General features: G+C 39.9%; 24 protein-coding genes. 20 read left to right on the top strand and 4 right to left on the bottom strand.

What is annotated here, in order from left to right:
- Positions 1-322 precede the first annotated feature (322 nt).
- The 5 genes from rpmH (at position 323) to jag (ending at position 2,637) form a co-directional block, all read left to right on the top strand.
- On the top strand, positions 323-457 hold the full coding sequence (gene rpmH, locus EO112_RS07080) for a 50S ribosomal protein L34 (protein ID WP_004692946.1): 135 nt from the start codon (positions 323-325) through the stop codon (positions 455-457).
- 70 nt (positions 458-527) lie between these two features.
- A complete protein-coding gene (gene rnpA, locus EO112_RS07085; protein WP_009353996.1) occupies positions 528-881 on the top strand; it encodes a ribonuclease P protein component in 354 nt (117 codons plus the stop codon).
- Positions 881-1,108 (top strand): membrane protein insertion efficiency factor YidD, encoded by a 228-nt coding sequence (gene yidD, locus EO112_RS07090; RefSeq protein ID WP_009353977.1) that lies wholly within the window; start codon positions 881-883, stop codon positions 1,106-1,108. Before rnpA ends, yidD begins: the two co-directional genes overlap by 1 nt.
- 109 nt (positions 1,109-1,217) lie before the next feature.
- Entirely contained in the window at positions 1,218-1,859 is a 642-nt protein-coding gene (locus EO112_RS07095; RefSeq protein ID WP_127011143.1) for a membrane protein insertase YidC, read from the top strand.
- A gap of 10 nt (positions 1,860-1,869) precedes the next feature.
- Positions 1,870-2,637: an RNA-binding cell elongation regulator Jag/EloR gene (jag, locus tag EO112_RS07100; protein WP_127163646.1), complete on the top strand. Its 768-nt coding sequence runs from the start codon at positions 1,870-1,872 to the stop codon at positions 2,635-2,637.
- Positions 2,638-3,002: 365 nt separating this feature from the next.
- On the opposite strand, the gene EO112_RS07105 is transcribed toward jag, so the two are convergent.
- The 3 genes from EO112_RS07105 to EO112_RS07120 all read right to left on the bottom strand — a co-directional run bounded on the left by EO112_RS07105 (position 3,003) and on the right by EO112_RS07120 (position 5,498).
- Positions 3,003-3,374, bottom strand: a complete 372-nt coding sequence (locus EO112_RS07105) for a cupin domain-containing protein (RefSeq protein WP_038145013.1) — start codon at positions 3,372-3,374, stop codon at positions 3,003-3,005.
- Between the two features lie 420 nt (positions 3,375-3,794).
- On the bottom strand, positions 3,795-3,983 hold the full coding sequence (locus tag EO112_RS07115) for a hypothetical protein (RefSeq protein ID WP_062402225.1): 189 nt from the start codon (positions 3,981-3,983) through the stop codon (positions 3,795-3,797).
- A gap of 177 nt (positions 3,984-4,160) precedes the next feature.
- Positions 4,161-5,498 carry an MFS transporter gene (locus tag EO112_RS07120; protein WP_009353948.1) on the bottom strand — a complete coding sequence of 446 codons (1,338 nt, stop codon included), beginning with the start codon at positions 5,496-5,498 and terminating at the stop codon, positions 4,161-4,163.
- A 311-nt stretch (positions 5,499-5,809) separates the two neighbouring features.
- Between EO112_RS07120 and EO112_RS07125 the strand changes: the two genes are divergently transcribed.
- From EO112_RS07125 to EO112_RS07175, 11 genes are all read left to right on the top strand, one after another.
- Positions 5,810-6,496: a Crp/Fnr family transcriptional regulator gene (locus EO112_RS07125; RefSeq protein ID WP_072270761.1), complete on the top strand. Its 687-nt coding sequence runs from the start codon at positions 5,810-5,812 to the stop codon at positions 6,494-6,496.
- A gap of 72 nt (positions 6,497-6,568) precedes the next feature.
- Positions 6,569-10,243 (top strand): nitrate reductase subunit alpha, encoded by a 3,675-nt coding sequence (locus EO112_RS07130; protein ID WP_062402219.1) that lies wholly within the window; start codon positions 6,569-6,571, stop codon positions 10,241-10,243.
- The gene (gene narH / locus EO112_RS07135) at positions 10,233-11,660 is read left to right on the top strand and encodes a nitrate reductase subunit beta (protein ID WP_062402215.1); all 1,428 of its coding nucleotides are present in this window, start codon (positions 10,233-10,235) and stop codon (positions 11,658-11,660) included. Before EO112_RS07130 ends, narH begins: the two co-directional genes overlap by 11 nt.
- A complete protein-coding gene (narJ, locus tag EO112_RS07140) occupies positions 11,660-12,184 on the top strand; it encodes a nitrate reductase molybdenum cofactor assembly chaperone (RefSeq protein ID WP_127011149.1) in 525 nt (174 codons plus the stop codon). The genes narH and narJ overlap by 1 nt, the downstream gene beginning before the upstream one ends.
- The gene (narI, locus tag EO112_RS07145; RefSeq protein ID WP_127163650.1) at positions 12,181-12,852 is read left to right on the top strand and encodes a respiratory nitrate reductase subunit gamma; all 672 of its coding nucleotides are present in this window, start codon (positions 12,181-12,183) and stop codon (positions 12,850-12,852) included. The genes narJ and narI overlap by 4 nt, the downstream gene beginning before the upstream one ends.
- Before the next feature lie 627 nt (positions 12,853-13,479).
- Entirely contained in the window at positions 13,480-14,088 is a 609-nt protein-coding gene (locus tag EO112_RS07150) for a hypothetical protein (protein ID WP_127011183.1), read from the top strand.
- A 430-nt stretch (positions 14,089-14,518) separates the two neighbouring features.
- Positions 14,519-15,904: a tRNA uridine-5-carboxymethylaminomethyl(34) synthesis GTPase MnmE gene (mnmE, locus tag EO112_RS07155; protein ID WP_127163652.1), complete on the top strand. Its 1,386-nt coding sequence runs from the start codon at positions 14,519-14,521 to the stop codon at positions 15,902-15,904.
- Positions 15,905-15,912: 8 nt separating this feature from the next.
- The gene (gene mnmG / locus EO112_RS07160) at positions 15,913-17,787 is read left to right on the top strand and encodes a tRNA uridine-5-carboxymethylaminomethyl(34) synthesis enzyme MnmG (protein ID WP_127011152.1); all 1,875 of its coding nucleotides are present in this window, start codon (positions 15,913-15,915) and stop codon (positions 17,785-17,787) included.
- 1 nt (position 17,788) lies between these two features.
- Positions 17,789-18,502, top strand: a complete 714-nt coding sequence (gene rsmG, locus EO112_RS07165; RefSeq protein ID WP_127163654.1) for a 16S rRNA (guanine(527)-N(7))-methyltransferase RsmG — start codon at positions 17,789-17,791, stop codon at positions 18,500-18,502.
- 142 nt (positions 18,503-18,644) lie between these two features.
- Entirely contained in the window at positions 18,645-19,340 is a 696-nt protein-coding gene (locus EO112_RS07170) for a vitamin B12 dependent-methionine synthase activation domain-containing protein (protein ID WP_127163656.1), read from the top strand.
- Positions 19,341-19,714: 374 nt separating this feature from the next.
- Positions 19,715-22,141, top strand: a complete 2,427-nt coding sequence (locus tag EO112_RS07175) for a homocysteine S-methyltransferase family protein (protein ID WP_127163658.1) — start codon at positions 19,715-19,717, stop codon at positions 22,139-22,141.
- Between the two features lie 226 nt (positions 22,142-22,367).
- On the opposite strand, the gene EO112_RS07180 is transcribed toward EO112_RS07175, so the two are convergent.
- Positions 22,368-22,862 carry a TonB-dependent receptor gene (locus EO112_RS07180; RefSeq protein WP_164723968.1) on the bottom strand — a complete coding sequence of 165 codons (495 nt, stop codon included), beginning with the start codon at positions 22,860-22,862 and terminating at the stop codon, positions 22,368-22,370.
- Between the two features lie 258 nt (positions 22,863-23,120).
- Between EO112_RS07180 and EO112_RS07185 the strand changes: the two genes are divergently transcribed.
- The 4 genes from EO112_RS07185 to EO112_RS07200 are packed head-to-tail and all read left to right on the top strand — an operon-like array spanning position 23,121 to position 26,506.
- Positions 23,121-23,885 (top strand): ParA family protein, encoded by a 765-nt coding sequence (locus EO112_RS07185; RefSeq protein WP_127011156.1) that lies wholly within the window; start codon positions 23,121-23,123, stop codon positions 23,883-23,885.
- Complete coding sequence (locus EO112_RS07190; RefSeq protein WP_164723969.1) at positions 23,875-24,744, top strand: ParB/RepB/Spo0J family partition protein; 870 nt, start codon at positions 23,875-23,877, stop codon at positions 24,742-24,744. The genes EO112_RS07185 and EO112_RS07190 overlap by 11 nt, the downstream gene beginning before the upstream one ends.
- 11 nt (positions 24,745-24,755) lie before the next feature.
- The gene (gene hydF / locus EO112_RS07195; protein ID WP_062402170.1) at positions 24,756-25,973 is read left to right on the top strand and encodes a [FeFe] hydrogenase H-cluster maturation GTPase HydF; all 1,218 of its coding nucleotides are present in this window, start codon (positions 24,756-24,758) and stop codon (positions 25,971-25,973) included.
- A gap of 11 nt (positions 25,974-25,984) precedes the next feature.
- Positions 25,985-26,506, top strand: coding sequence for a DUF4446 family protein (locus tag EO112_RS07200; RefSeq protein ID WP_009353585.1), 522 nt, complete (start codon positions 25,985-25,987; stop codon positions 26,504-26,506).
- Positions 26,507-26,512 lie beyond the last annotated feature (6 nt).

The raw sequence follows: 26,512 nt of genomic DNA on the forward strand, positions 1-26,512 counted from the left end.
ATTATACCAAAAACTTTTTTGCTTTACTATGCATTCTCTGGGATTCATTTTTACTTTTCTATAGTTCTTCCCAAAAATCTTTACTTATTACTATAAAAGTTATAATGAAAGTAAAGAATTTAGCATAAGGAAATAAAGAGTATCATAAAAGATATGAGATATTTATAGATGTATATAGATATCTATTACAACAATATTACATATCGTTTATATATATGCTATTAAAAACAAGGTTTATATTGACAGAATTAGGGTTTATACATATAATTACTATGTTATGGTATACGAAAAAATAAACCTATCATGAGGAGGTGTTGTTGTAATGAAACGTACTTACCAACCAAATACACTTTGGAGAAAACGTACTCATGGTTTCCGTGAACGTATGAAAACCATCGGTGGCCGTCTAGTATTAAAACGTCGACGCGCTAAAGGCAGAAAACGCTTATCTGCATAATCAAATATACAGCTAGAGAACTTGGCCGTACAGCCAAGTTTTTCTGTATGTACGGTATTAAAGGATAACTATGAATAGTTTAACAAAAGATAGAAGAATACGGAAAAACAATGAATATCAATTAGTGTATAAGCACGGTCGCTATGAAGTGGGACGTCTTTGTGTGGTCTATCATATGCCAGTGGCAAAGCAAAAAAGTAAAATTGGTTTCGTCACAGGTAAAAAAGTAGGTGGCGCAGTACAGCGCAACAGAGCACGACGTTTGATGAAAGAAGTGTATCGTCTGCATCAACATGAATTGCGCGAAGGTCATCATATTGTAGTTGTAGGTCGAGGTTATTTAGCCAATGCTACGTATGAACAAGCAGAACGTGAAATGATGCGTCTATTCAAAAAATGTAAATTATTAAAGGATAGAAACTAATGGGTATTAGTAAACTTGTAAATTACTTGTTAATTGGATTAGTTCAGTTCTATCGATATGCTCTATCTCCTTTAAAGCCAAGTACTTGTCGTTTTTATCCCACCTGTTCGATGTACATGTTGCAAGCATTGCGACGGTATGGACCTTTAAAAGGTAGCTATTTAGGCATAAAACGGATTTTGAAATGCCATCCCTTTCATAAGGGTGGATATGATCCTTTGCCGTAGCACAGTTTTGGAAATACCTGAGTACCTGTATGGATGAAATATAGACCATACCATAACGTATATGGGTACACAAAGGTGTATACTACAGAGAACAAAAAAAGGAGTAGACATGGAAATCTTTCAATATTTAGTAGATTTTATGAGAAGCCTTGTGGAATATTCGTTTTTGGCAACAAAATCGATGGGCTTCCCAAGCTATGGTATCGCGATTATTTTGCTTACCATTGTTATTAAACTTATATTAGCACCGTTAACACAAAAACAAGTGCAGTCTATGAAAGGTATGGCTGATTTACAACCAAAAATGAAAGCCATCCAAGACAAATATAAGGACAATCCACAAAAAGCACAGCAAGAAATTATGAAAATGTACAAAGATTTGGGTATCAATCCATTAGCTGGTTGTTTACCACTTCTTGTACAAATGCCGTTCTTAATTGCTATTTTCTATGCATTGCAAGGATATCCATATGATCCTCAATATGCGCAATTCTTATGGTTACCAAATTTGAGTGATCCAGATCCAATCTATGTGTTACCAGTATTGTCTGCATTGTCTACTTATATCATGAGTAAACAAACATCTGCTAGCGGTGGTAATAATCAACAAGCAAAGATTATGAATATCTTTATGCCACTATTCATTGGCTATATTAGTTTAAACTTTGCTAGTGGATTGGTAATTTACTGGGTAGTTTCAAATCTATTCCAATTAGCACAACAAACATTAATTTATCGTAATAACAAATAGGAGGCTAGGCATGGATTACATTGAAGTGTCAGCAAAAACGATTGAAGAGGCAACTTCACAAGCAACAGCCCAAATTGAATCTCAAGGTCGTGTTGTTACGTCTGTGAAAGTGTTAGAAGAGCCATCAAAAGGTTTTTTAGGCTTTGGTAAAAAAGATGCTCTTGTTCGAGTATATTTTGAAGCAGCAGCGGTAACTCATACAGCTGTTACGGAAGAGCCAGTAGTACCGGTTGTAGAAATTGTAAGGGAAGTAGCGGTAGACACTGTGGAAACAGTGGAAACTGAAATTCCTGTGGTAGTCGAAGATGGTATTACAAAAGCAGAACAAGATTTCATTGCCGATACAGGTAAAGAATTTTTATTAGGCATGTTTGGAAAGATGGGTTTATCTGTACAGATTGAAAAATTGACTACTAAAGATAAGATCACATTCCAAGTACATGGAGAAGACTTAGGTATTTTGATTGGTAAACATGGTCAAACATTAGATGCCATTCAATATTTAACAAATCTTGTGGCTAATAAAGAAGTTCGCCGTCGTTGCCAAATTGTTGTGGACGTAGAAAATTATCGTTCCCGTCGTGAAGAAACTTTGATTCAATTGGCACATCGCTTAGGTGCTAAAGTACGACGTACACGTCAAAAAATTGCGTTAGAACCAATGAATGCATTTGAACGCAAAATCATTCACTTAGCTTTGCAAAACGAAAAAAATATCAAAACAGATAGCGAAGGACAAGAACCATATCGTCATATTGTAATTTATTACAAACGATAGACTTCTACTATATATCATCAACTTTTATATTGATGTATATGCATATCTGTAGAGATGACAATAGATGATTTGTGGCATATAGTAACAGATTATCTATAACTATGAAGAGGGCCCTTCGGGGTCCTTTTTCTTAGAAATATAGAAAAAAGCTATGAGTTGAATATATAAAATCAACTCATAGCTTTTTTAGTTTAAGGGGCTGTTTTGTTACAGCCCCTTTTTATATGGTGTATATATTAAAAAGAAATAATATAGTTATTAGGTTTTATATAGCTATTTAGTGGTTCAGTTATATCCACGGTTATTAATTTCCCATAGGGTGATACTGATATTGTCAAGATCAGTTCCTACTGTCTACAGACTCTTTACGGCTCGATGGGGAAATAATCCGCAGGGACGGGGGCAAGGATGCCAACAAAGACAAAGTCCTTCGTGCCTGTATTTTTCATCCCGTGGCACATGCCCTTCGCTGAGACGATGACATCGCCCTTCGCGATGGGGTGCTCCTCTCCGGGGGTAGGGTAAAAGACGCCCTCTCCCTCAATGCAAATCCATATATCATCTGCATTGGCGTGACCGTGCGGCTGAATCGTCTGCCCAGGCTTTATGACCCAGACGACACCGCTCGTTGACTCCGTGCTGTAGATTGGCGTGCGCGTTGCGACATTGCCCGCCTTTGCCACATTTGCCACGCGAAAACGTCGCGTTGCAAAATCGTTTGTGATTTCATTTACCATGATGTTTGCTCCTTTCAAAAATTCGTATTTTATATCGTTTTAGGGTGCTCAGTTAAAGTAATCATCGTCATATCCTTCGCTATTCAACTTCATTCTACAACAAACCAATCCTTATGACAACAATGGGATTTGATATTGTCAAGATCAGTTGACAAATTTTCTTTAGAAGAATACAAATGCTGTAACTCTTTATAGTCTAATTCCTTCAATACAGCATCGAGTAACCGCATAGGAGCTGTTTCTTTTATCATCAACATGCCATAATCCAATGGTAAAACTAGTTGGCGAGGCATTACTAGTTTAGTATAATTAAATTCATTGGTATATTATTTCTTCACATAAAAGGTGGCTTTCCCTTTTCCGTGTCGTTCAATGTACTTTTCTTCTACTAATTGTTTCAACATATTTTCTATGGTGGATTTACTTAGGATTGGAACTGCATTCAATACTTTGAATCTTTGCAATTTCCACTAGTGTATCTAGCACAGCAGGCTTTTGTTGTATGAATAGTTCCTGTTTTCCCTTGTGTTCATGGATCTGTGCTAATAAATTAATAATTTCACTATCCCATAGAGTACTTTCATAGAGTGAATAATTAAAAGTTTTCATTCGCCTACTCCTTTCTATATTCGCCTAATTATACCATATTTTTAGGCGATTAAATATTACAATAGGCGAATCAATAGCAAATTCTAGTAACTTTCAATACAACTCATATGGCACAACAGAATCGTTAAGCATACAAAAAAGCACGGCCTGAACCGTGCTCTTTTTTATCAGATTTAATTATACATTCATGTTAGCTGCTTTACGAACGTAGAACCAGTAACATACGAATACTGTTACGATATTGAAAGCTAGTAATACTGCGAATGCTGGGTGGATACTTCCAAATGTTGTGTACACATAACCAAAGATCTTTGGTGTAATGAACGCACCGTACGCAGCAACTGCCGCTACGAAACCAGCAATTAAGGAAGATTGTAATCCATCTGTGAAGATGTGAGGAATCATACGGAATGTAGATCCTGTTACGAAACCGCAGGATACGAACATTAATACAGTCATTCCAAAGAAAAAGTCGAAGTGATGCATATCCACGCCTACAGCGATTAATACAGTAGTGATACATAAACCAATCAAACCGATGAAAGTAATTTTTGTACCGCTATTGATTTTGTCAGCTAACCAACCACCTACTGGACGAAGGCTGGCAGATACTAAAGGTCCCACGAATGCGATGTGAGCAAATGGAATTTCAGGGAACTCTGTTTTAACAAGTAGACCAAGTGCTGCTGCATATCCAGAGAAGGCACCGAAGGAACATGTATATAACAATGTCATAGCCCATGTGTGTTTGTTGCTAAAAATTTGAGCCAGCGCTTTAGGATTAGGTTTTGCTAGTGGCAAGTTATCCATGTAACGAGTCATGCACGCTAAGATAATTACTAAAGGCACAATCCACATAAACGCCGCGTTGGCTAAGTATACTGCATTGCCTTTAACGATAGCTGGTGTGACACCGAAGATATTACCTAATGTAGCAGAACCCATAGCGAATGGAGCTAAGAAATAGATAACGGAGATCCCAAGGTTACCAATACCACCATTAATGCCAAGAGCGGTACCTTTTTCAGATTTAGGGAAGAAGTTACCGATGTAAGCCATGGAGGAGGAGAAGTTACCGCCGGCTAAACCGATCAAAGCTGTTAAGATCATGAATGTTTCATAAGATGTTGTTGTATCTTGTACAGCATAGCCTAACCATACTACAGGTACTAATAAAATAATTGTAGAAATAAAAGTCCAGTTTCTACCACCTATTAAAGCTGGCATGTAAGTATAAATAAAACGGAATGTAGCACCTACTAAACCTGGGAAGGCAGCCAGTGTAAATAACTGTTCTGTTGTGAAATGGAATCCAGCTCCATTTAATTGTGCTGCGATGGTTGACCATAAATACCATACGCAAAATGATAACGTTAATGCAATGGTAGAAACTACCAAGTTTTGTTTAGCAATTTTTTTGCCAAACTTTTCCCAAAATTCGGGATTTTCTGGTTGCCAGTTCGCAATAATTTCTTTGCGGCTCGCACCCACTTGAGGCATTTTCATCTCTGACATGAGAACACTCCTTTAATCCTTTCAACGTACAACTTGTGATACTTTTTGTATCACAGTAAATCGAAGACACAAATTAGTATAAAAAAATATTGACTTATGCCATACTTTCATTATAATATGTGCCTAAAATCACACACTTATTATATAAGATATAATATAATGTGAATGTGATAAAAAGCACAACTTATATAATTATTAATAAGTTATAATGGTAATGTACGCAAAATTTAAAATGTATGTGACGGATTGGTATGATGAAAGCAGTAAAACTTCATAAGTATCAATGTTACTGAAAGATGTATGGTGACAGTATGGAACAGGAGTTAATCAATCAATTGCTAGCATTGCCGGGTGAAGTAATTCATCTGAAAAAGGGAGAATTTTTATTTCACGAAGGCGATAAGGCAGAACACTTTTATATCGTTCAGAGAGGGCGTCTGAGTATTAAGAAATTTGAATCCACTGGACATACCTTTGCACTGCGTTTAGTAGGCAAAAATAATGTGCTTGGAGAAGTTCCTTTGTATGAGACGAATACGAGATCGTATGTATTTAATGCCATAGCAAGAGAAGATTGCTCGGTCTATTGCATACGGTATGATGTATTAGAACCTGCTATAGCTAAGGATCATTCATTAGCGATTACGATGATGAAGATTTATACACTTCATATGCGTCGACAACAAGCTAAGTATAGAGACTTATTATTATACGGTAAGAAAGGTGCATTTTATTCTACATTATTGCGTTTAGCTAATAGCTATGGTATCAAACGTGATGACGGTATTTATATCGATATTGCTTTGAGTAACCAAGAATTAGCTGAATTTACTGCCACATCACGGGAAGGTTTAAACCGCATGCTAAGTGAGTTACGAAAGTTAGGCTATGTAGCCTATGATAAACACCATCTGGTAATCTGTGACTTTGATGCATTAATCGATTTGCTAGATTTAGATATAGAAACTATCGATCCTAATATTAGCAATATCGAATGATTAAGGTTATCCCCCCTTGCTGTGAGCACTACGAAGGCAAGGGTTTTTTTGTATTTTTAAGGAGGACATGAGATGAGTCTTTTATCTCAAAAATTTAAGTTTCTTCGCAAGAAGGACGTATCTCCAACAGGCCATCAAATCACAGAAGAAGGTGGTCGTGAATGGGAAAATTTTTATCGTGACCGTTGGTCCTACGATAAAGTAGTCCGCACCACACATGGCGTAAACTGTACTGGTTCTTGTAGCTGGAATATTTACGTAAAAAATGGTGTTGTAGCGTGGGAAAATCAAGCAACTGATTATCCTAAAACACCAGATGATATGCCAGATTACGAACCACGTGGATGCCCTCGAGGATCTACTTTCTCTTGGTATTTATACAGCCCACTACGCGTAAAATATCCATATGTACGTGGTGAATTGATCGAGCTTTGGAGAGAAGCGAAGAAAACTGCTAAAAATCCTATCGAAGCATGGAAATCTATTGTTGAAGATCCTGAAAAAGCAAAACGTTATAAATCTGCTCGTGGTATGGGTGGCTTTGTACGTTCTACTTGGGATGAATCTACAGAAATCGTAGCAGCTTCCTTATTATATACAGCAAAAACATATGGTCCAGACCGCAACGCAGGATTCTCTGTAATTCCAGCTATGTCCATGTTGTCCTATGCAGGTGGTGCGCGTTTCTTGAACCTTATGGGTGGTACTCCACTTTCCTTCTATGACTGGTATGCTGATTTGCCGCCATCAAGCCCACAAGTTTGGGGTGAACAAACTGATACACCAGAATCTGGTGACTGGTACAATGCAGGTTACATCATTACATGGGGTTCCAATGTACCATTGACTCGTACACCGGATGCTCACTTCTTGGCAGAAGTACGTTATAAAGGTACAAAAGTAGTCTCTGTATCTCCTGACTATGCAGAATCTACTACATTCTCCGACACTTGGTTGAATGTAAAAGCAGGTACAGATGCAGCGATGGCAATGGCAATGGGTCATGTCATTCTGAAAGAATACTATGTAGATAAAGAAACTCCATATTTCAAAGAATATGCGAAAGAGTTTACTGACTTACCATTCTTAGTACGTGTAGAAGAAATCAATGGTGCTTTACAAGCGGGCCGTTTCTTGAACAATCAAGATTTAGGTAGCACAGAAGATGGCGCTGATTTCCACACTGTCGTTATCGATGAAATTACGAATACAGTAGTGGCACCAAATGGTACATTAGGTGATCGTCATACAAATCCTAAAAAATGGAATTTACGTCTTGAAAACCGTGCAACAGGAGAAAAAATATCTCCTCGTTTATCTGTCATCGACCAACGTGATTCCGTAGCATTAGTTAAATTACCATACTTCGGTGACGAAGCTCATGAAGGTATTATTGAACGTGCTATTCCTGTTATGACAGTACAAACTAAAGAAGGTCCTGTACAAGTAACAACAGTTTACGACTTGATTCTTGCTAACTATGGTATCGATCGTGGTTTAGGCGGTGAAGTGGCGACTAGCTATGAAGAAGACACTCCATATACACCAACATGGCAAGAAAAAATTACTGGCGTGAAAGCAGACGTAGTGATTCGTACAGCTCGTGAATTTGCAGACAACGCAGAACAAACAAAAGGTCGCTCCATGATCATCATGGGCGCTGGTATCAACCACTGGTATCATGCTGACATAATTTACCGTACGATCCTTAACTTGATCATGTTCTGTGGTACAGAAGGCGTTAACGGCGGTGGCTGGGCTCACTATGTAGGACAAGAAAAATTACGTCCTGTAGAAGGTTGGGCTGGCATTATGACAGCGAACGACTGGAGTAAAGCACCTCGTTTACAAAATGGTACATCTTGGTTCTACTTTGCTACAGAACAATATCGTTCTGACTGCATTGACCTAGCAGACCGTGTATCTAAATTAGCCACACCTCGTTACAGACACCCTGGTGACTATAATGTATTGGCTGCTCGTTTAGGTTGGTTGCCGTCCTACCCTACTTTCAACCGTAACTATCAAGATTTAATCAATGATGCTCGTGCGACAGGTGCAGGTACTGAAGCTGAAATTAACCAATACATCGTACAAGCATTGAAAAATAAAGAGTTGAAATTCTGCGTAGAAGATCCTTCTGCGAAAGAAAATCATCCACGCAACTTGTTCGTATGGCGTTCGAACTTGATTGGTTCCTCCTCTAAAGGTCATGAGTACTTCTTAAAATATTTATTAGGTACAAAAAATGGCGTATTAGAAGATGAAGATGCACCAGTACGTCCAGAAGAAATCAACTGGCGTGAAGCTCCTGAAACAGGTAAATTAGACTTGTTGATCGACATCGATTTCCGTATGGCTTCTACGGCGTTATATTCCGATATCGTATTCCCTGCAGCAACATGGTACGAAAAACAAGACTTATCTTCCACAGATATGCATCCATACGTGCACGTATTCCAAGCGGCTGTTGATTGCGCATGGGACACTAAATCTGACTGGGATACATTCCGTACTTTGGCAGAAACTGTATCTCGCGTAGCGAAAGAGTCTGGTTTCACTGAATACGAAGATATCGTAGCACAACCATTGGGTCATGACAGCCCAGGCGAAGTGGCTCAACCATTGGGTAAAGTATTAGACTGGAGCAAAGGCGAATGTGAACCAATTCCAGGTAAAACTATGCCAAATCTTGTACACGTAAAACGTGATTACAGTAAAATCTTTGAAAAATTCATCGGCTTAGGTCCTAATATTGAAAATAAAGTAGGCGCTCATGGTTTAGCATGGGATGTAACAGATGAATATCAATCCTTATATGAACAAAATGGAACGATCGACCAACCAGGTTTCGTATCTCATGGTCGTCCTAGCATCTACGAAGCACGTGAAGCTTGTAATGTTGTGTTAACCTTGTCCTCTTGTACGAATGGTAAATTAGCAGTTCGTTCTTGGCAGGCTATGGAAGAAAAAACAGGCTTAACAGATCTTCAAAAGAATGCAAAAGGTCGTGAAGAAGAACGTATTACCTTCGACGATATGGTACGTCAACCACGCTTTATCATTCCATCTGTGACAAGTACAGGTAAAAATAATAAAGACCGTCGTTATTCTCCATTTACAACATCTACTGAGGATAAAGTTCCATTCCGTACGGTTACGGGTCGTCAATCCTTCTATTGTGACCATGAAATGATGCGTGACTATGGTGAGGCTATGGCGCTTTACAAACCAGTCTTGTCCTACGCACCAGTGAAAGGTGATTATGCACAAGAGGGTGTTCCTCAAATCACATTGAAATACTTAACACCACATCATAAATGGTCTACACATAGTATGTACTTCGATAGCCAACAATTGTTAACATTGTTCCGCGGTGGACAAACAATTTGGTTAAACGAAGATGATGCGAAAGAAATCAATGTCCAAGATAATGATTGGGTAGAAGCTTTCAATAAAAATGGTATCGTTGCAGCCCGTGCTGTAGTATCCCCACGTATTCCTCGTGGTATTTCCTACATGCACCATGCCCAAGACCGTCACATCAACGTACCTGCTGCACAAATTAAAAAACAACGCGGTGGTACACACAATGCACCAACTCACATTCATTTGAAACCGACACATATGATTGGTGGTTATGGTCAATTAAGTTATGGATTCAATTATTATGGCCCAACTGGCAACCAACGGGATATGACTATTGTGGCTCGTAAAATGAAGGAGGTAGATTGGCTTGAAGATTAAGGCTCAAGTATCTATGGTCCTAAATTTAGACAAGTGTCTAGGCTGTCACACATGTTCTATCACTTGTAAAAATACATGGACAAACCGCGAAGGTGCGGAATATATGTACTTTAATAATGTGGAAACCCGCCCAGGTGTTGGCTACCCTCGTCATTGGGAAGACCAAGAAAAATGGAAAGGCGGCTGGACTGTTGGTAACGATGGAAAATTAGCATTGGCTACAGGTTCCAAAACAAATCGTCTGATGAAATTGTTCTATCATCCAGAACAACCTGAGTTGAAAGACTACTTTGAACCATGGACATATGACTATGAAACATTGATCCATTCTGGTCGTAAAAATAACCAACCAGTAGCACGTCCACGTTCGTTGGTAACAAAAGAAAAAATGGAAATCAAATGGGGTCCTAACTGGGATGACGATTTGGCTGGTGGTGAACACGCTCGCTCTGATGTTAACTTAGCTAAAATGGGCGAAGATATTGTGTTTGACTATGAAAAAGTATTCATGCGCTACTTACCTCGTCTATGTAATCACTGTTTGAATCCAGCATGTGTGGCAGCGTGCCCATCTGGTGCGATTTACAAACGTGATGAAGACGGTGTGGTTCTGGTATCTCAAGACGTATGTCGTGGCTGGCGCCATTGCGTACCATCTTGCCCATACAAAAAAATCTTCTATAACTGGGAAACAAATAAAGCTGAAAAATGTGTATTCTGTTACCCACGTTTGGAAAATGGTTTGCCTCAAATTTGTGCGGAAACTTGCGTAGGTAGAATGCGTTATGTAGGCGTTGTTTTCTATGATATGGATAAAGTAGAAGCTGCCGCAGCTACTAAAGATGATACAGATATCTACGAAAATACAGTGGATTTAATCTTAGATCCTCATGATCCAGAAGTAGTAAAAGCGGCTCGTGCAGAAGGTATTGGTGAAGCTTGGATTAAAGCAGCACAAAAATCTCCAGTTTACAAATTGATCAAGGAATGGAAAGTGGGCTTGCCACTACATCCAGAATATCGTACATTACCAATGGTTTGGTATGTGCCGCCATTGAGTCCAATCGTACAACGCATTACATCTGAAGTATACTTACCAGATGCAAACGAAATGCGCGTGCCTGTACAATATCTTGCGAATCTATTTACAGCAGGTAATGCAGATGCACTAGCTCGCGTATTACAACGTGTATTAGATATGCGGGAATATATGCGTCGTCGCGATGTAGGTGGAGAGGCTCCTGAGCATCCAATCGATTTAACAGAAGATCAAATGTACGAAATGTACAAATTATTAGCATTATCTAAATACAATGATCGTTTCGTGATTCCTACAGATATCAAAGCGTCCCGTGAAGGTCGTGCAGATATGCAACATAAACGTGGTTTTGCCTGTCCTACAGGGGGATGTCAATAATGAATGATGCTCAGAAAATAGCGCTTATCGCGTCATTTCTGCTTCGCTATCCCGATGCCACTTGGTATGATGAATTACAAGAATGGAAGGGGGACGCAACATCTGTTGCGCACCCTCAACTCCGTCAAGCCTTGGTAGAATTTTTCGACTATGTGGAAGAAACACCTCGTAAAGAGTTTGAAGATCAATATGTGCGTACCTTTGACTTTAGTCAAAATACGAATATGTATTTATCTACTTATGAATTACAAGGTACAGGGGAACAAGCAGAAGAACTTGTTAAATACAAAGCATTTTTCCTTGAAAATGGCTATGACTTACCAAAAGAAATGCCAGACTTTGTCCCAGCTATTCTTGAGTTATGTGCACTTATCGAAGAAGATAAAGCACAAGAAATTTATGAATACTGTAAACCAAAATTAGAATATATTCGGGAACGTTTCATCGAGGCGAAACTGCCGTATGCATTCTTATTTGATATTATTTTATCTGTTGCAAATGGATTGGAGGACGGTGTACGATGAATTTATTCTTATGGGGCGCGCTGCCTTATATCGCTTTCACCTTCTTTGTCGTAGGGACTCTTGTTCGTTTCTTTTACTTTGAAAGAAACTGGACTACTAAATCAAGTCAATTCTTAGAAAAGAAACAATTGCGTATTGCGAACCCATTGTTCCACTTTGGTTTGCTTTGCGTTATCGGCGGCCATGTGGTAGGGGTATTGATTCCTAAAACTTGGACTGCTATGATCGGTATTGATGACCATATGTATCACCAAGGCGCGTTATACATGGGTGCTGTAGCTGGTTTCCTATTTATCTTAGGATTCTTGATGCTCATGAAACGTCGTTTTACAACACCTGAATTACGCGCTAACACATCTAAAATGGATGTATGGTTGTACTTGTTCTTTACACTAGCTATCGTAAGTGGTATGGCTGGTACCTTATTGAATGCGTCTGGATTCTTTGACTATCGTGTATCTATTGGACCTTGGTTCCGTAGTGTATTGATGGCAATGCCAGATCCATCCTTAATGGAAAATGTACCTGGTATCTTTAAGTTCCATATGCTATCCTGGATGATTGTGGCTATTGTATTCCCATTCAGCCGTTTAGTACATTGCTTAAGCGTACCATTTAACTACTTAGCACGACCATTTATCGTGTATAGAAAAAGAGACCGTCGCTAGGTCGTCACTTGTTCCGCTATGTAGCCTGTGGCGTTTGTAACTGAATATGATAAAGGGAAGAGCACGGCATACCCCCTCTCAAACGGTATTTCATAATGTTTGTTCGGGGCACGCCGTGCTCTTCTTGTGTTTGTTCAATTTTGTCAGTAAGATCCGCCACAAAGGCTACTACGCCTAACGGCACTCCTCAGGGGATTCTGTGTTTATGTCATTTAGATAGTAAGGGAACGCCACAAGGATTTCTACGATAAAGGGGCGCTCCTTAGAGTTGTCACTTGTTCCACTATGTGGTCTGTGGCGTTTGTAACTGAATAGTGCAAAGGAAAGAGCACGGCATACCCCCTCTCAAACGGTATTTCATAATGTTTGTTCGGGGCACGCCGTGCTCTTCTTGTGTTTGTTCAATTTTGTCAGTAAGACCCGCCACAAAGGCTACTACGCCTAACGGCACTCCTCAGGGGTACTAATATGTAAATGATATGTCTTATCTAATATGAATGCGTAAAAGGTCTGTATATTATGAGAAATTCATACTCTTAGATTCTTTACAATGATAATTGATATTGTTATACTTTAACAGTATAAATTTTTATTTTGGTATTATTGGATAAGGAGTGTCATGTGACGATGGAAAGTTCAGGACAAAAACAGTTTAAGAGTAAGTGTCATATTTTAGTGTGGATTACTCTGTTAGCATTAGCTTTGATTGGTATGGTTGAATATGGTTATTTCTTGCAAAATAGACCTCCATTCAAATGGCAGATTTATTTAGGATTATTTCCATATGCAGCTTGGATAGTGTTGACCTATCTTGCAACAAAACCAAAATGGTTCACTGCACGTTATAATGTAGGTGAAATGTATAAAGTGCATCGCATTGTAGGTGTTGTGGCTACTGCCTTGGTAGGTGTTCATTGGTATGTATATTTTGGTAAAGCCTTAAAAAGTCCGTTAGGCTGGTGGGGAGGCTATACATCCTTAATTGCAATGTTTATTGCATTTGCGGTAGGTATTTTCTTCTTAACACCATGGTTTAAAAGTTTGGCTACTGCGATGCCTCGTAAAGCAGCTGTATGGATTCATAGATTGAATTTAGTGGCGTTAGTTGCTGTGGATATCCATGTACATGGATTTAAACGACTAGCAGCTATGGTTCCATTTATGCCAGTCTTTGATATCCTTACATATGGATTAGTGATCTATTATATCTATTGGATGTTCAAGAAAAGAAACTAAGTCGTCACTTGTTCCGCTATGCAGTCTGTGGCGTTCTTAACTGGATATAGCAAAAGGAAAGAGCACGGCATACCCCTCACAAACGGTATTTCATAATGTTTGTTCGGGGCACACCGTGCTCTTTTTATGTTTGTGTGATTCGAGTAGTTAAGGAACGCCACAAGGCTACTACTCGTAATGGCGTTCCTCAGGGAGTTTTCTCCTATCTATCATTGATGTTACTTTGGTTGCGTGATATAATTTATATAAGGCCACAAGGCCTTTTCTTTTTATGTGAAATGGTATTACTCGATGTCAGATATGTTTTTTAGGAGTATCATGAAAGTGTCATAATGATATGTTACTGATACTATGTATATATGGTATCCCTATAAAGGATATGTACTAGATATATCTTAAAACAACGGCATTGATGTAGACAGGAGATACTATGTTTTTAGATGACACGATTGCAGCGATTGCGACGGCTCCGGGGATTGGCGGTATTGGTATTATCCGCGTCAGTGGTCCTGAGGCTTGTGATGTTGTGAATCGTATCTTTCACAGTAAACAATCTATCCCACTGGGTGAGCGCCAGACGCGAACGATCCATTATGGACATATTGTTCACCCTAAGACGGGTAAAACCTTGGATGAGGTTATTGTAGTGTTGATGAAAGGCCCTCATTCCTATACGGCAGAGGATGTGGTAGAGATTCAATGTCATGGCGGTTTTGTGTCAGTCCGTGAAATACTGAAAGTCCTTCTTTCAGAGGGGGTACGTCAGGCAGAAGAAGGGGAGTTTACGAAGCGAGCGTTCTTGAATGGTCGCATTGATTTAACCCAAGCGGAAGCCATTATCGACATTATTGATGCGAAGACGGAGCAATCTTTGGAAGTGGCAGTGAATCAATTAGACGGCACCTTATCCAAGTATATTCGCACCTTACGAGATGAGTTAATCGCTATGATTGCCCACCTAGAGGTAACTATCGATTATCCAGAGGAAGATATTGAAGAGGTGTCAGCTCAAGAGGTGCGGACGGGGTTAGCCCCTATCCTTGAGAAGATGGATACTTTATTGGCGACGGCACAGCGTGGTAAATTATTGCGTGATGGTGTGATGGTGTCCATCATTGGTCGTCCTAATGCGGGTAAATCTAGTTTGATGAACGCTTTACTTCGTGAGGACCGTGCCATTGTGACGAACATTCCAGGCACGACCCGTGATAGTATTGAAGAATTTTTAACCATCCAAGGGATTCCCGTACGCTTAATTGATACTGCAGGGATTCGTGAGACCGAAGATATTGTGGAAAGTATGGGCGTTGAAAAAGCACGTCAGTACTTAGATAAAGCAGATGTGGTGGTCCTTGTTATTGATGGGTCTAAACCATTGGAGCCGGAAGAACAAGAGTTGCTACAGCTCATTACGAATCGTCCAAGTATTATCTTCTTGAATAAAGCAGACCAAGCGCAATGTGTTAGCAAAGAAGAGATTGCGGCACTGGGGACTTTCACAGAGATTGTCACCATCAGCGCGGCCCAAGGGGAAGGTATGGATGAGATGGCGAGGGTCATTACATCCTTGGTGCAAGGAGGTTCTGTGCAGGCTAGTCATGAGGCGATGCTCAGCAATGTGCGCCACATCACCTTGATGGAACAGGCGAAAGTTAGCTTGGACCAATCCATTCTTGCCATAGATAGCGGTATGCCTATCGATTTAATCGTCACGGACATTCGCGCTGCTTGGGAGCTACTGGGTGATATTACTGGTGAAAGTTTACGTGAATCCATGGTGGATGAATTATTTAAACGATTCTGTTTAGGAAAATAGGAGAATACATGTATTTAGTAGATACGTATGATGTGATCGTCATTGGCGGTGGTCATGCTGGTTGTGAAGCTGCGTTAGCCACAGCTCGCATGGGGCACCGTACCTTGATGGCTACATTGAATTTAGATAACATTGCTCTTATGCCATGTAACCCAGCCATTGGGGGACCTGGTAAAAGTCATCTAGTGTGCGAACTAGATGCATTGGGCGGTGAAATGGGCATTAATGCAGATGCGACAGCCATTCAAATGCGCATGCTCAATACGGGAAAAGGACCTGCGGTACATTCCTTGCGGGCCCAATCCGATAAAGTAGCCTACCAACGCCGTATGAAAGAAGTTTTAGAAAATACAGAGAACCTCAATGTGAAGCAAATCATGGTCAATGAGTTGCTCATTGAAGAGGGTGTTGTGAAAGGTATTGTGTCTGAATTAGGAGAAGTATACCAAGCAAAGGCAATCATCTTATGTACGGGTACGTACTTAAAAGGCAAGATTATTACTGGTGAATTGGCGTACACAGGTGGTCCTAATGGACAGCGAACAGCGGAATTGTTGTCTCAATCGTTATTGAACCATGGCATTAAGTTAATGCGATTCAAAACAGGTACACCAGCTCGTGTCGATAAACGAACCTTGCACACAGAGAATATGGAAATGCAACCTGGTGACTCTCACCATAGAGCCTTCTCCTTTATGTCTGATTGGATCGACCGCAATGAACAAGTATGTTGGTTGACTTTCACGAATCAAAATACACATGATATCATTCGTGGCAATTTACATCGTGCCCCTATGTACACGGGCGTCATTGAAGGGACAGGCCCAAGATATTGCCCATCCATCGAAGATAAAGTGGTTCGTTTTGAAGATAAACAACGCCATCAATTATTCGTGGAACCAGAAGGCAATCACACCAACGAAATGTACGTCCAAGGTATGAGCACAAGCTTACCAATCGATGTGCAATATGCGTTCCTACGAACTATCCCTGGTTTGGAAGATGTAGAAATCATGCGTCCAGCTTATGCTATCGAGTATGATTGCTTAGATCCATTGCAATTGACACCTGCTTTACAAGTGAAGCATATCCAAGGTTTGTATTCTGCAGGTCAAGCGAACGGTACATCTGGCTATGAAGAAGCGGCAGCACAAGGCTTGATGGCAGGTATCAATGCAGCCTTATGGTTAGAAGGAAAAGAGCCATTTATCTTATCTCGTTCCGAAGGCTACATCGGTGTGCTTATCGACGATTTGGTAACGAAAGGAACGAAAGAACCGTACCGCATGATGACGAGCCGCAGTGAATATCGCTTGTTACTTCGTCAAGACAATGCAGATATGCGCTTAACAGAAAAAGGCTATGAAATCGGACTTGTTAAGGAAGAACGATATAAAGCTTTCAAAGAGAAACAAGGTAAAATTGAAGCAGCCATTCAATTACTAGCGGATACACCTGTAAACCCTAGCGAAGAAACGCAACAAATCTTAGATTGTATTGGTACACCTCGCATAAAAACGGGCATCAAGGCTTACGATTTGGTGAAACGTAACGAACTATCCTATGGAGTAGTGGCAGAGGCATTCGGATTGCCTCGCTACGAAGCGCCAGTAGAAGAAGAAATCGATATTACCATTACTTACGATGGATATATAAAAAAACAAATGGAACAAGTAGAAAAGGTTCGCAAATTAGAGGCTAAGATTATTCCTCAAGATTGGGATTATACAGCGATGAAAGGTATATCTTTAGAAGCCATTCAAAAATTGAACGCTGTACGCCCCCATTCCATTGGTCAAGCAAGCCGTATTTCTGGGGTATCTCCTGCGGACATTTCCGTGCTCTTAGTGCAAATTGAGCAGTACTACCGTGAAAGAGGTTAATATGACATTTTCAAACTATGTGAAAGCCCACACCAATACCTATGGGTTGGACCTCACAGATGCACAAATTGACCAACTACAACGGTTTTACGAACAAGTGGTAACTACTAATGAGCACATGAACTTAACGGGTATTACAGAACCAGAAGAGTTTGCCTTAAAACATGTGGTAGACTCTCTATCTTGTTATGACCCTAAGTATTTTACAAAGGGTGCAAGGGTTATCGATTTAGGGACTGGTGCAGGTTTTCCAGGTGTTCCCTTGGGTATATACGATCCATCCTTGCAAATTACTTTATTTGACTCTTTACAAAAGCGACTCCGCTTTTTAGATGGTGTTATTGAGGACTTAGACTTACAAGGATTACAAACTTTACATGGTCGTGCAGAAGATTTGGCACATCAAGAGTACCGGGAATCTTTCAATCTTCTCACTAGCCGTGCGGTGGCTCGCTTATCCATCTTATTGGAATGGGGACTTCCCTATGTGAAAGTAGGGGGCTACATGGTGGCATTAAAAGGCTCTATTGTACAAGAAGAATTAGAGGAAAGTAAACGTGCTTTATCCATCTTGGGCGGTGAAATTGTAGAGGTCAAAGAAGTGACGTTACCGACTTTAGAGGATAAACGAGCTATTGTGTATATCAAAAAGGTAAAACCTACGGCTAAGAAATACCCTCGAAAACCAAAAGAGATTAAAATAAAACCTTTATAGCTATGCACTATAACTCATAATAAAATATAGAAAAATGCTTATAAGTTATATCTATGATATACTTAATGAGTACTCTTTACATGTGCGGTCACGTTGTGTTCGCACATGTTTTATATTTGCAATACAAGATTGAGGTGAGACAATGGCAATCTATAACGGACGATTACCAAAACTCAATGAAGATGAAATAAAACGATACTCCGGATTAAAACATGCGGAGGGATTTCCAGAGCAGTATGTGAAAGAAGCTGCCCTAGAAGTACAATTAGTGGCAGAACCTCGTGGCGTATACCAATGCTATGATTACGATGCGGAGACACATACAATCCTTAGTAACCCGCCTATGGTGCTGGATGCCACAGGCATCATTCGTCATTTAGGGAATGCTAAAAAAGTATATGTTCTCGCTGTCACAGTAGGAGAAGCTGTAGAAGAACGCAGTTCTGCTTTATTTAAAGAAGGCAAATCTACACTAGGTCTTCTCGTGGATGCAGCGGCTACAACCGCCGTAGAACAAGTGGCAGATCAGGTAAATGAACTCATCGACAGAGAGGCAAAAAAACAAGGCTTTAAAACGACATGGCGCTTTAGCCCAGGCTATGGCAACTGGCCTGTCACAGTACAGCAAGAATTTGCTAAGATCATTAAAACAGAAGAAATTGGGTTGACGGTGACAGACACAAGTATGTTATTTCCACGTAAATCGGTAACGGCTATCGTGGGCTGTCAAACAGTAGATGAAGAAGGACCAAAAACACAACGAGGCTGCACATCTTGTAGCCAAGTAGATTGTGCCTCTCGAAAGTTGCCAGAGAAGGGGACGACGTCGTGCATTTAAACAAATGTACCGTTTGTGATGGATAGTACTGAAAAGGTATCCTATGTGGGATATCCTTATGATAGTTATACTTTTTGCAATATAATTGATATTTGTGTAAGGTATAATAACTATTAGTAATACTATCATTGGTATATAGTGTTAATCAGTATAAGTTTTTATAGTAGTTGTATATGGCTTAGCTGCTGTAGAGGTACTTTATGTCATACTGATAACTGTAAGATGCTAACAAAGAAACTTTGATTAAGAATAATAATTAGATGTATAGATAAGTAATATGGTGTATGAGAACCTACAGGGAAGAGTAGATGCATACCCATGTGAAGTATATTGCCTTGGGCGAGCAATGTGCCTGATACATAAGTGAGGGACATATGGTATATATTATAGATGGTGGCATGGGTACCATGCTGCAGGCGGCAGGTCTTGGTGACGGGGCTTGTCCAGAATTATTTAACGTAGAACATCCGGACGTGGTGGAGCACATCCACGCAGAATATTTGCGTCACGGTAGTGATATTATTACGACTAATACCTTTGGTGGGACAGCTTTAAAACTGGATGAATACCAATTGGGTCATCGCATGGATGAAATCAATCGGGCTGCTGTGAAAGTAGCACAAGCGGCTCGTGATAAGATTAATCCGAATGCAAAAATCGCAGGTGATATGGGTCCTAGTGGTCGTTTTATGGCGCCATTAGGGGTGGCTCAATTTGATGAGATTTATGAGACTTTCAAAGGCCAAGCAAGAGCTCTTATCGATGCAGGGGTAGATTACCTGATTATTGAAACGATCATCGATATCCAAGAAATGCGTGCTGCCTTGTTGGGGGCTAAAGATGCTCGTGATGAGTTAGGAAAAACAAAAGACGATGTAAAAATTATCTGTCAGTTCTCTTTCAGCGAAGATGGACGTACTATTACAGGCACACCACCAGAAGCAGCAGCTATCTTGATGGATGCTATGGAAGCAGATATCGTAGGTATTAACTGTTCCTTAGGACCTGAACAATTATTGCCGCTCGTAGAACGCATGGCAGCAGTAACGAACTTGCCAATTAGTATTCAGCCGAATGCAGGTATGCCACAACTCGTAGGGAAAGAAACTATCTTCCCATTAGGACCAGAAGAGATGGGCGAATATGCACCTCGTTTCCTCGATGCAGGGGCAACGTATTTAGGTGCTTGTTGTGGTAGTACGCCAAAACATATTGAAGCTATTGCCAAAGCGGCACGAGCACATACACCGGCAGAACGACCACATGTAGAACCGTTTACGGCTTTCACAAGTCGTACTAGCGTAGTGAAAGTAGGTTTGCAAGAAAAACCAATCATCATCGGGGAACGCATTAATCCAACAGGCCGTAAAGTGTTGGCAGAAGAAATTCGCAAGGGTAGCTTCTTGATGGTGAAAAAAGATGCTTTAGCCCAAGTAGAAGCTGGGGCAGACGTGTTGGATGTTAACATGGGTGTCACAGGCGTTGATCCAGGGGAAACGATGAAACGAGCTATCGAAGAATTAACGATGCTTGTAGAGGTTCCTTTATCCATCGACACATTGGATCCAGTGGCGATGGAAGCTGGTTTGAAAGCTTACCCAGGTCGTCCATTGTTGAACTCTGTGAACGCAGAGCCAGAGCAATTGGAAGCAGTATTACCATTGGCAAAACGCTATGGTGCAGCGTTATTATGCTTGCCATTAGGTAAAAAAGAATTACCAGAAACGGCAGAAGAGCGTGTGTCTTTAGCAAAAGAAATTGTCTTAGAAGCGTACAACTATGGATTGCGATCAAATGACTTATTGCTTGACCCATTAGTATTGACCTTAGCAAGTAGCCAACATGCAGCAAGAGAAACATTAAAAACATTAAAACTTTATGCAGAAACATTTGGGTTCCCAACAGTGATGGGTTTATCTAATATATCCTTTGGCTTGCCACAGCGGGCGTACTTGAATGCACAATTCTTGACGATGGCATTGAGCAGTGGCTTGACTTGTCCTATTATGAACCCAATGAATGAGATCGTACGAAAAGCTTTCATTACAGGCCGTACCTTCATGGGATTTGACCCAGCAGCGGCGGACTTTATCGCTGAATACGGTGATGACGATGATAATGCAGTGGTGACGAAAAAGGTAAAAGCTACAGCAGAAGCCTTTCATAGTGATGATCCTATTGAATGCATTAAACATGCCGTAGAACAAGGGGAAAAAGAGGCGGTTGTGCCATTGGTAAAAGAAGCCTTAGCACAAGGCTTAGATCCACTAGAGGTGACTCGTAGAGGTTTATCCGATGCTATGGCAGTAGTTGGTGAAAAGTTCGGCTCTGGTAAAGCGTTCTTGCCACAAGTTATGCTAGCGGCAGAAACGATGCAAGCAGCTTTCACAACGATCAAAGAAGTGCTGCCAGAAGGAACAGCAGAGAAGAAAGCGACGATTATCTTAGCTACGGTAAAAGGTGATATCCATGATTTAGGTAAGAATATAGTATCTGCGTTGTTAGAAAACAATGGATACCAAATCGTGGACTTAGGAAAAGACGTATCTCCAGAAGAAATTGTATCAGCGGCAAAAGAGCATAATGCTCCGATTATTGGGATTGCCTCTTTGATGACTACAACGATGCCGATGATCAATGAAACCATCGCAGCCATCCGTGAATCAGGTGTGGATGCGAAGGTACTGGTAGGGGGAGCTGTATTGTCACAAGCCTACGCAGATGAAGCCGGGGCTGACTCCTATGCCAAAGATGGTATCTCTGCGGTGAATATAGTGAAAGGCTTATTAGGTGATGAATAGTTAGCATACTATAACACTTAGTAGGCAGAATTCCCAGAAGAGTTACTCCATGAGATGAGGTATCTAGAAGGATTAGATGGCTTAAAATCCTTTATAAAAAAATATATAAAAAGGAACATGGCAAAATCATGCCATGTTCCTTTTTATTTGTATGTAGATATGCGTTGAATACGGACTCCATCACACGTGTATTGTGATTAACCTGTAGGATGTTTCACGTGAAACATTACTGAGAAATACCGCTGAGTATTTTAATTCTTATGATAGAATTTCCATTTGTAATAAACTCGATTCCTTTTCTATAATCGTAAGTTGGCATATATACGCCATAAAAAAGAACGTGAACGCCTTCTTTATTATATACCATACTAGGTTGACCATATTTTGTATAAATGTCTGCTATACTATCTCCGACAGCGATACCTCTGGCAGTGACAGCATCTCGGTTGTCTATAGTTGTCATTGTTGTTTCCGGAAAGTGTTTGTTACTTACATGGAAGGTGATGCCTCCGTAAATTACTCTATTTGGTTTAAGAGCAGTAGGATCCCCCAAACTTTTATAAATAGCATCGGTAGTAGATCCTGCAGGGATACCTGCTACTACTAAGTCTGTTGCTGGTAGTTCATTTCCTTTTACATGCATCGCTTGCAATTGTGAAGTGGAAAGGAGAGAGAATAAAAAGGCGATAACAAGTATCCAAGGACGTAGTTGTTTCATCATGAGCCTATCCTTTCATAGTTACTATAAATCATATGAAAATCGTACTGTATATAAAACTATTTGTCAATGATTAAAAGTGTCTATATAGTGAGTCCATAGAGGGATTGTTTCACGTGAAACAATTAATTAGATAGAGGTTATAATGTTTCACGTGAAACATAAAAATATATAAAAAGATGAAGAAATACCCATAGCTTTCATATAAAATACGAAAATATATGTTATAATGTGATAAGACTATAAGAAAGAGGTGAAATAATGGCTAGAATTATTGCCGTAGCTAACCAAAAAGGTGGCGTTGGTAAAACGACAACTGCTGTAAATTTAAGCGCATCTTTAGCCGTAGAGGGAAAACGAGTACTCTTATTAGATTTAGATCCTCAAGGAAATGCTACAAGTGGATTAGGAATAGATAAAGAAAACATTGAACAAGGCGTATATGAAATGCTTGTAGATGATGTATCTATCACAGATATCATAGAATCTACAGTAATAGATACCTTGCAAATTGCGCCAACAACGATAGATCTAGCTGGGGCTGAGGTGGATTTGGTAGCTATGGAAGATAAAGGCTATACTTTGAAACAGTGCATAGCACCTATCGTAGAGGACTATGATTATATCCTTATAGACTGCCCACCATCTTTAGGTATGCTAACCATTAATGCCTTAACCGCTTCTAATAGCGTGTTAATTCCTATACAAACAGAGTTTTATGCTCTAGAAGGTGTTAGCCAATTAATCAAAACAATCGAACTTGTACAAGAAGAATTAAATGAAGATTTAGAACTAGAAGGTGTGGTTCTTACTATGTACAATGGACGTACCAAACTAGCTGTACAAGTGGCAGAAGAAGTAACAAATTACTTTGGAGAGTCTGTATACACAACAACAATACCACGAAATGTGAAATTAGGAGAGGCTCCTAGCCATGGTTTACCAGTTGTTATCTATGATAAACGATCCAAAGGAGCTGAAGTATATTGTGCTTTAGCGCGGGAGGTAATAGAACGTGGTGCTTAAAAAAACAAAAGGTGGACTTGGTAAAGGCCTAGGGTCTTTTGGATTGTCTGGTTCTTTTAAAGATGGACATAAAAGTGGCTATGAAATTGATATTACTAAAATAAAACCTAATCCCAATCAGCCTCGTAAACGCTTTTCAGAAGAAGATATGGAGACTTTAGTAGCTTCTATTCAGGCTCATGGATTGATTGCGCCTATTGCGGTTCGCAAGGTAGATGATTATTATGAAATTGTAGCTGGTGAAAGACGGTGGCGTGCCTGCCAGCAGGTGGGACTTACTAAAATTCCTGTGGTGGTGCGAGACTATACCACAGAAGAAGTGAGTGAAATTGCTTTAGTAGAAAATTTACAGAGACAGAACCTAAACCCTATCGAGGAAGCTTTTGGGTATCAATATTTAATGGATACTTTCAAAAAAACACAAGAAGAAATTGCTACTATTGTAGGTCGCAGTCGTTCCTATGTAGCCAATATTGTGCGACTATTACAATTACCGGAGTTTTTACAAGAAGAATTGGAAATAGGGACGCTAACAGTGGGGCAGGCTAGACCTTTATTGGCATTAGCTGAAGAACATTTGCAACTACAAGCGCTGGAACGCATTAAGGAAAAAGGCTTAAATGCTCGTCAAATAGAACAACTTGTGAAAGAACTACAATCTGGGAAGAAACGTTTAACATCTACACAACCAAAAGCAACGGCGGAGTTACGAAAGTTAATGCAGAGGCTCAAACATAGTTTAGGTGCTCCTGTAGATATTCGCTTAAAGAACACTAAAAAAGTGCAAGGTACTATTGAAGTTTCTTTTAAAAGTGAAGAAGAACTAATGCGTTTAATTAGCTATATTGAAGGTGAATAGAAAGGAAGTCTATGGTATTAGAAACAACTAAAGGGAATCGCTTGCACATAGGCTTTTTTGGGCGTTGCAATGCAGGTAAATCTACTCTGATTAACACGCTGACAGAGCAACAGATTTCCTTGGTATCTCCCATTGCGGGGACTACGACAGATCCAGTGTCTAAAGGGATGGAATTGTTGCCCTTGGGCCCAGTGATGATTGTAGATACAGCGGGTATTGATGATACATCGGAACTAGGTTTGTTACGGGTAGACAAAACGAAACAAGTATTATCAACGATGGATCTGGCAGTGTATATGATGCGTACTGATGTTGAACCGATTCCGGAAGATATAGAGTGGTTACAACAATTAGAAAGTAGACATATTCCTACCTTAGTAGTGATTAACGAAGTAAAAGGATGCAAGGGATCTGATTTTATTAAATCCCATGGGGAATTACAACCTTATACATCACAGGTCATAGTAGCAGACGTGAGTGATAGTACAAGTCGAATGGTGTTATTAGAGGCATTAAGTAAATTAAAACCAGTTGATGAAGAGGTACAATCTTTGTTAGGTGGTTACATTGAAGAAAAAGATGTATTTGTTTTAGTATGCCCTATTGATGAATCAGCTCCTAAAGGTCGTATTATTTTGCCACAAGTGCAAATGATTCGTGAAATTTTGGATCATCATGGTATGGCTATGGTGTGCCAAGTAGAGGAGCTGGCCACTACATTGCAGCAATTGCAGAAATCACCTAAATTGGTTATTACTGATTCCCAAGCCTTTGAGGCGGTGAGTCAAATTGTGCCAAAGGATATAGCTTTAACAAGCTTTTCTATTTTGATGGCACGATTTAAAGGAAAATTAAAAGATTTAGTGGCAGGTGTACATGCTATAGAGCAATTGCGAGCGGGTTCACATGTATTAATCAGTGAAGGCTGTACACACCGCCAACAATGTGAAGATATTGGAACAGTAAAAATTCCAAGATGGCTAACAGCAAAAGGCTACACAGACTTACAGTTAGAGTGGACCAGTGGTGGACATTTTCCTCATGATGTATCTAAGTATGATGTTATCATTCATTGTGGGGGTTGTATGTTGACACGTCGAGAGGTGTTACGACGTATTGATGTAGCCACTGTTCAAGGGGTGCCAATTGTTAATTATGGGGTTTTGATAGCCTCCTTACATGGCATCTTACAACGTGCTATACAGCCATTTGAACATGAATTAGAATAGAAAGGATTATTGTGTTAGAACAACTATTACCTTGGTTACCATGGATACTAGGAAGTATTGTTTTACTGTTAGTATTACATGCGTTCAGTTTACATATACGAGTAAGTCGCCTTACCAAACGGTATCGATATTTTATGGATGGAGAAAATGGACAAAGTATTGAGCGACGTCTTGCTATTGAAGTGAAAGAATTACGAGATATGGCAAGTACTTGGGAAACCATTTTATCAGAACAAAAAGTGATTCAATCTACACAAGCACAAACATTTCAGCATATTGGATTTGTGAAATATAATGCTTTTGAAAATATTGGCAATGAATTGTCCTTTTCCCTAACGTTATTAGATGGAAATTTCAATGGTATTGTCATCTCTAGTGTATATGGACGAAATGAATCACGTATTTTTACAAAACCAATTGTAAATGGTAAAAGTTTAGCCAGTCTTTCACAAGAAGAGTTAGCTAGCTTGCAATCTGCTATGGGACAACGAAGCAATGGAGATGTGTTAGCAAGTTCTTCTGTGTCAGCATAGAAAGGA

This window comes from Veillonella sp. VA141 (assembly GCF_003992175.1).
In the GTDB taxonomy this organism is placed as follows: domain Bacteria; phylum Bacillota; class Negativicutes; order Veillonellales; family Veillonellaceae; genus F0422.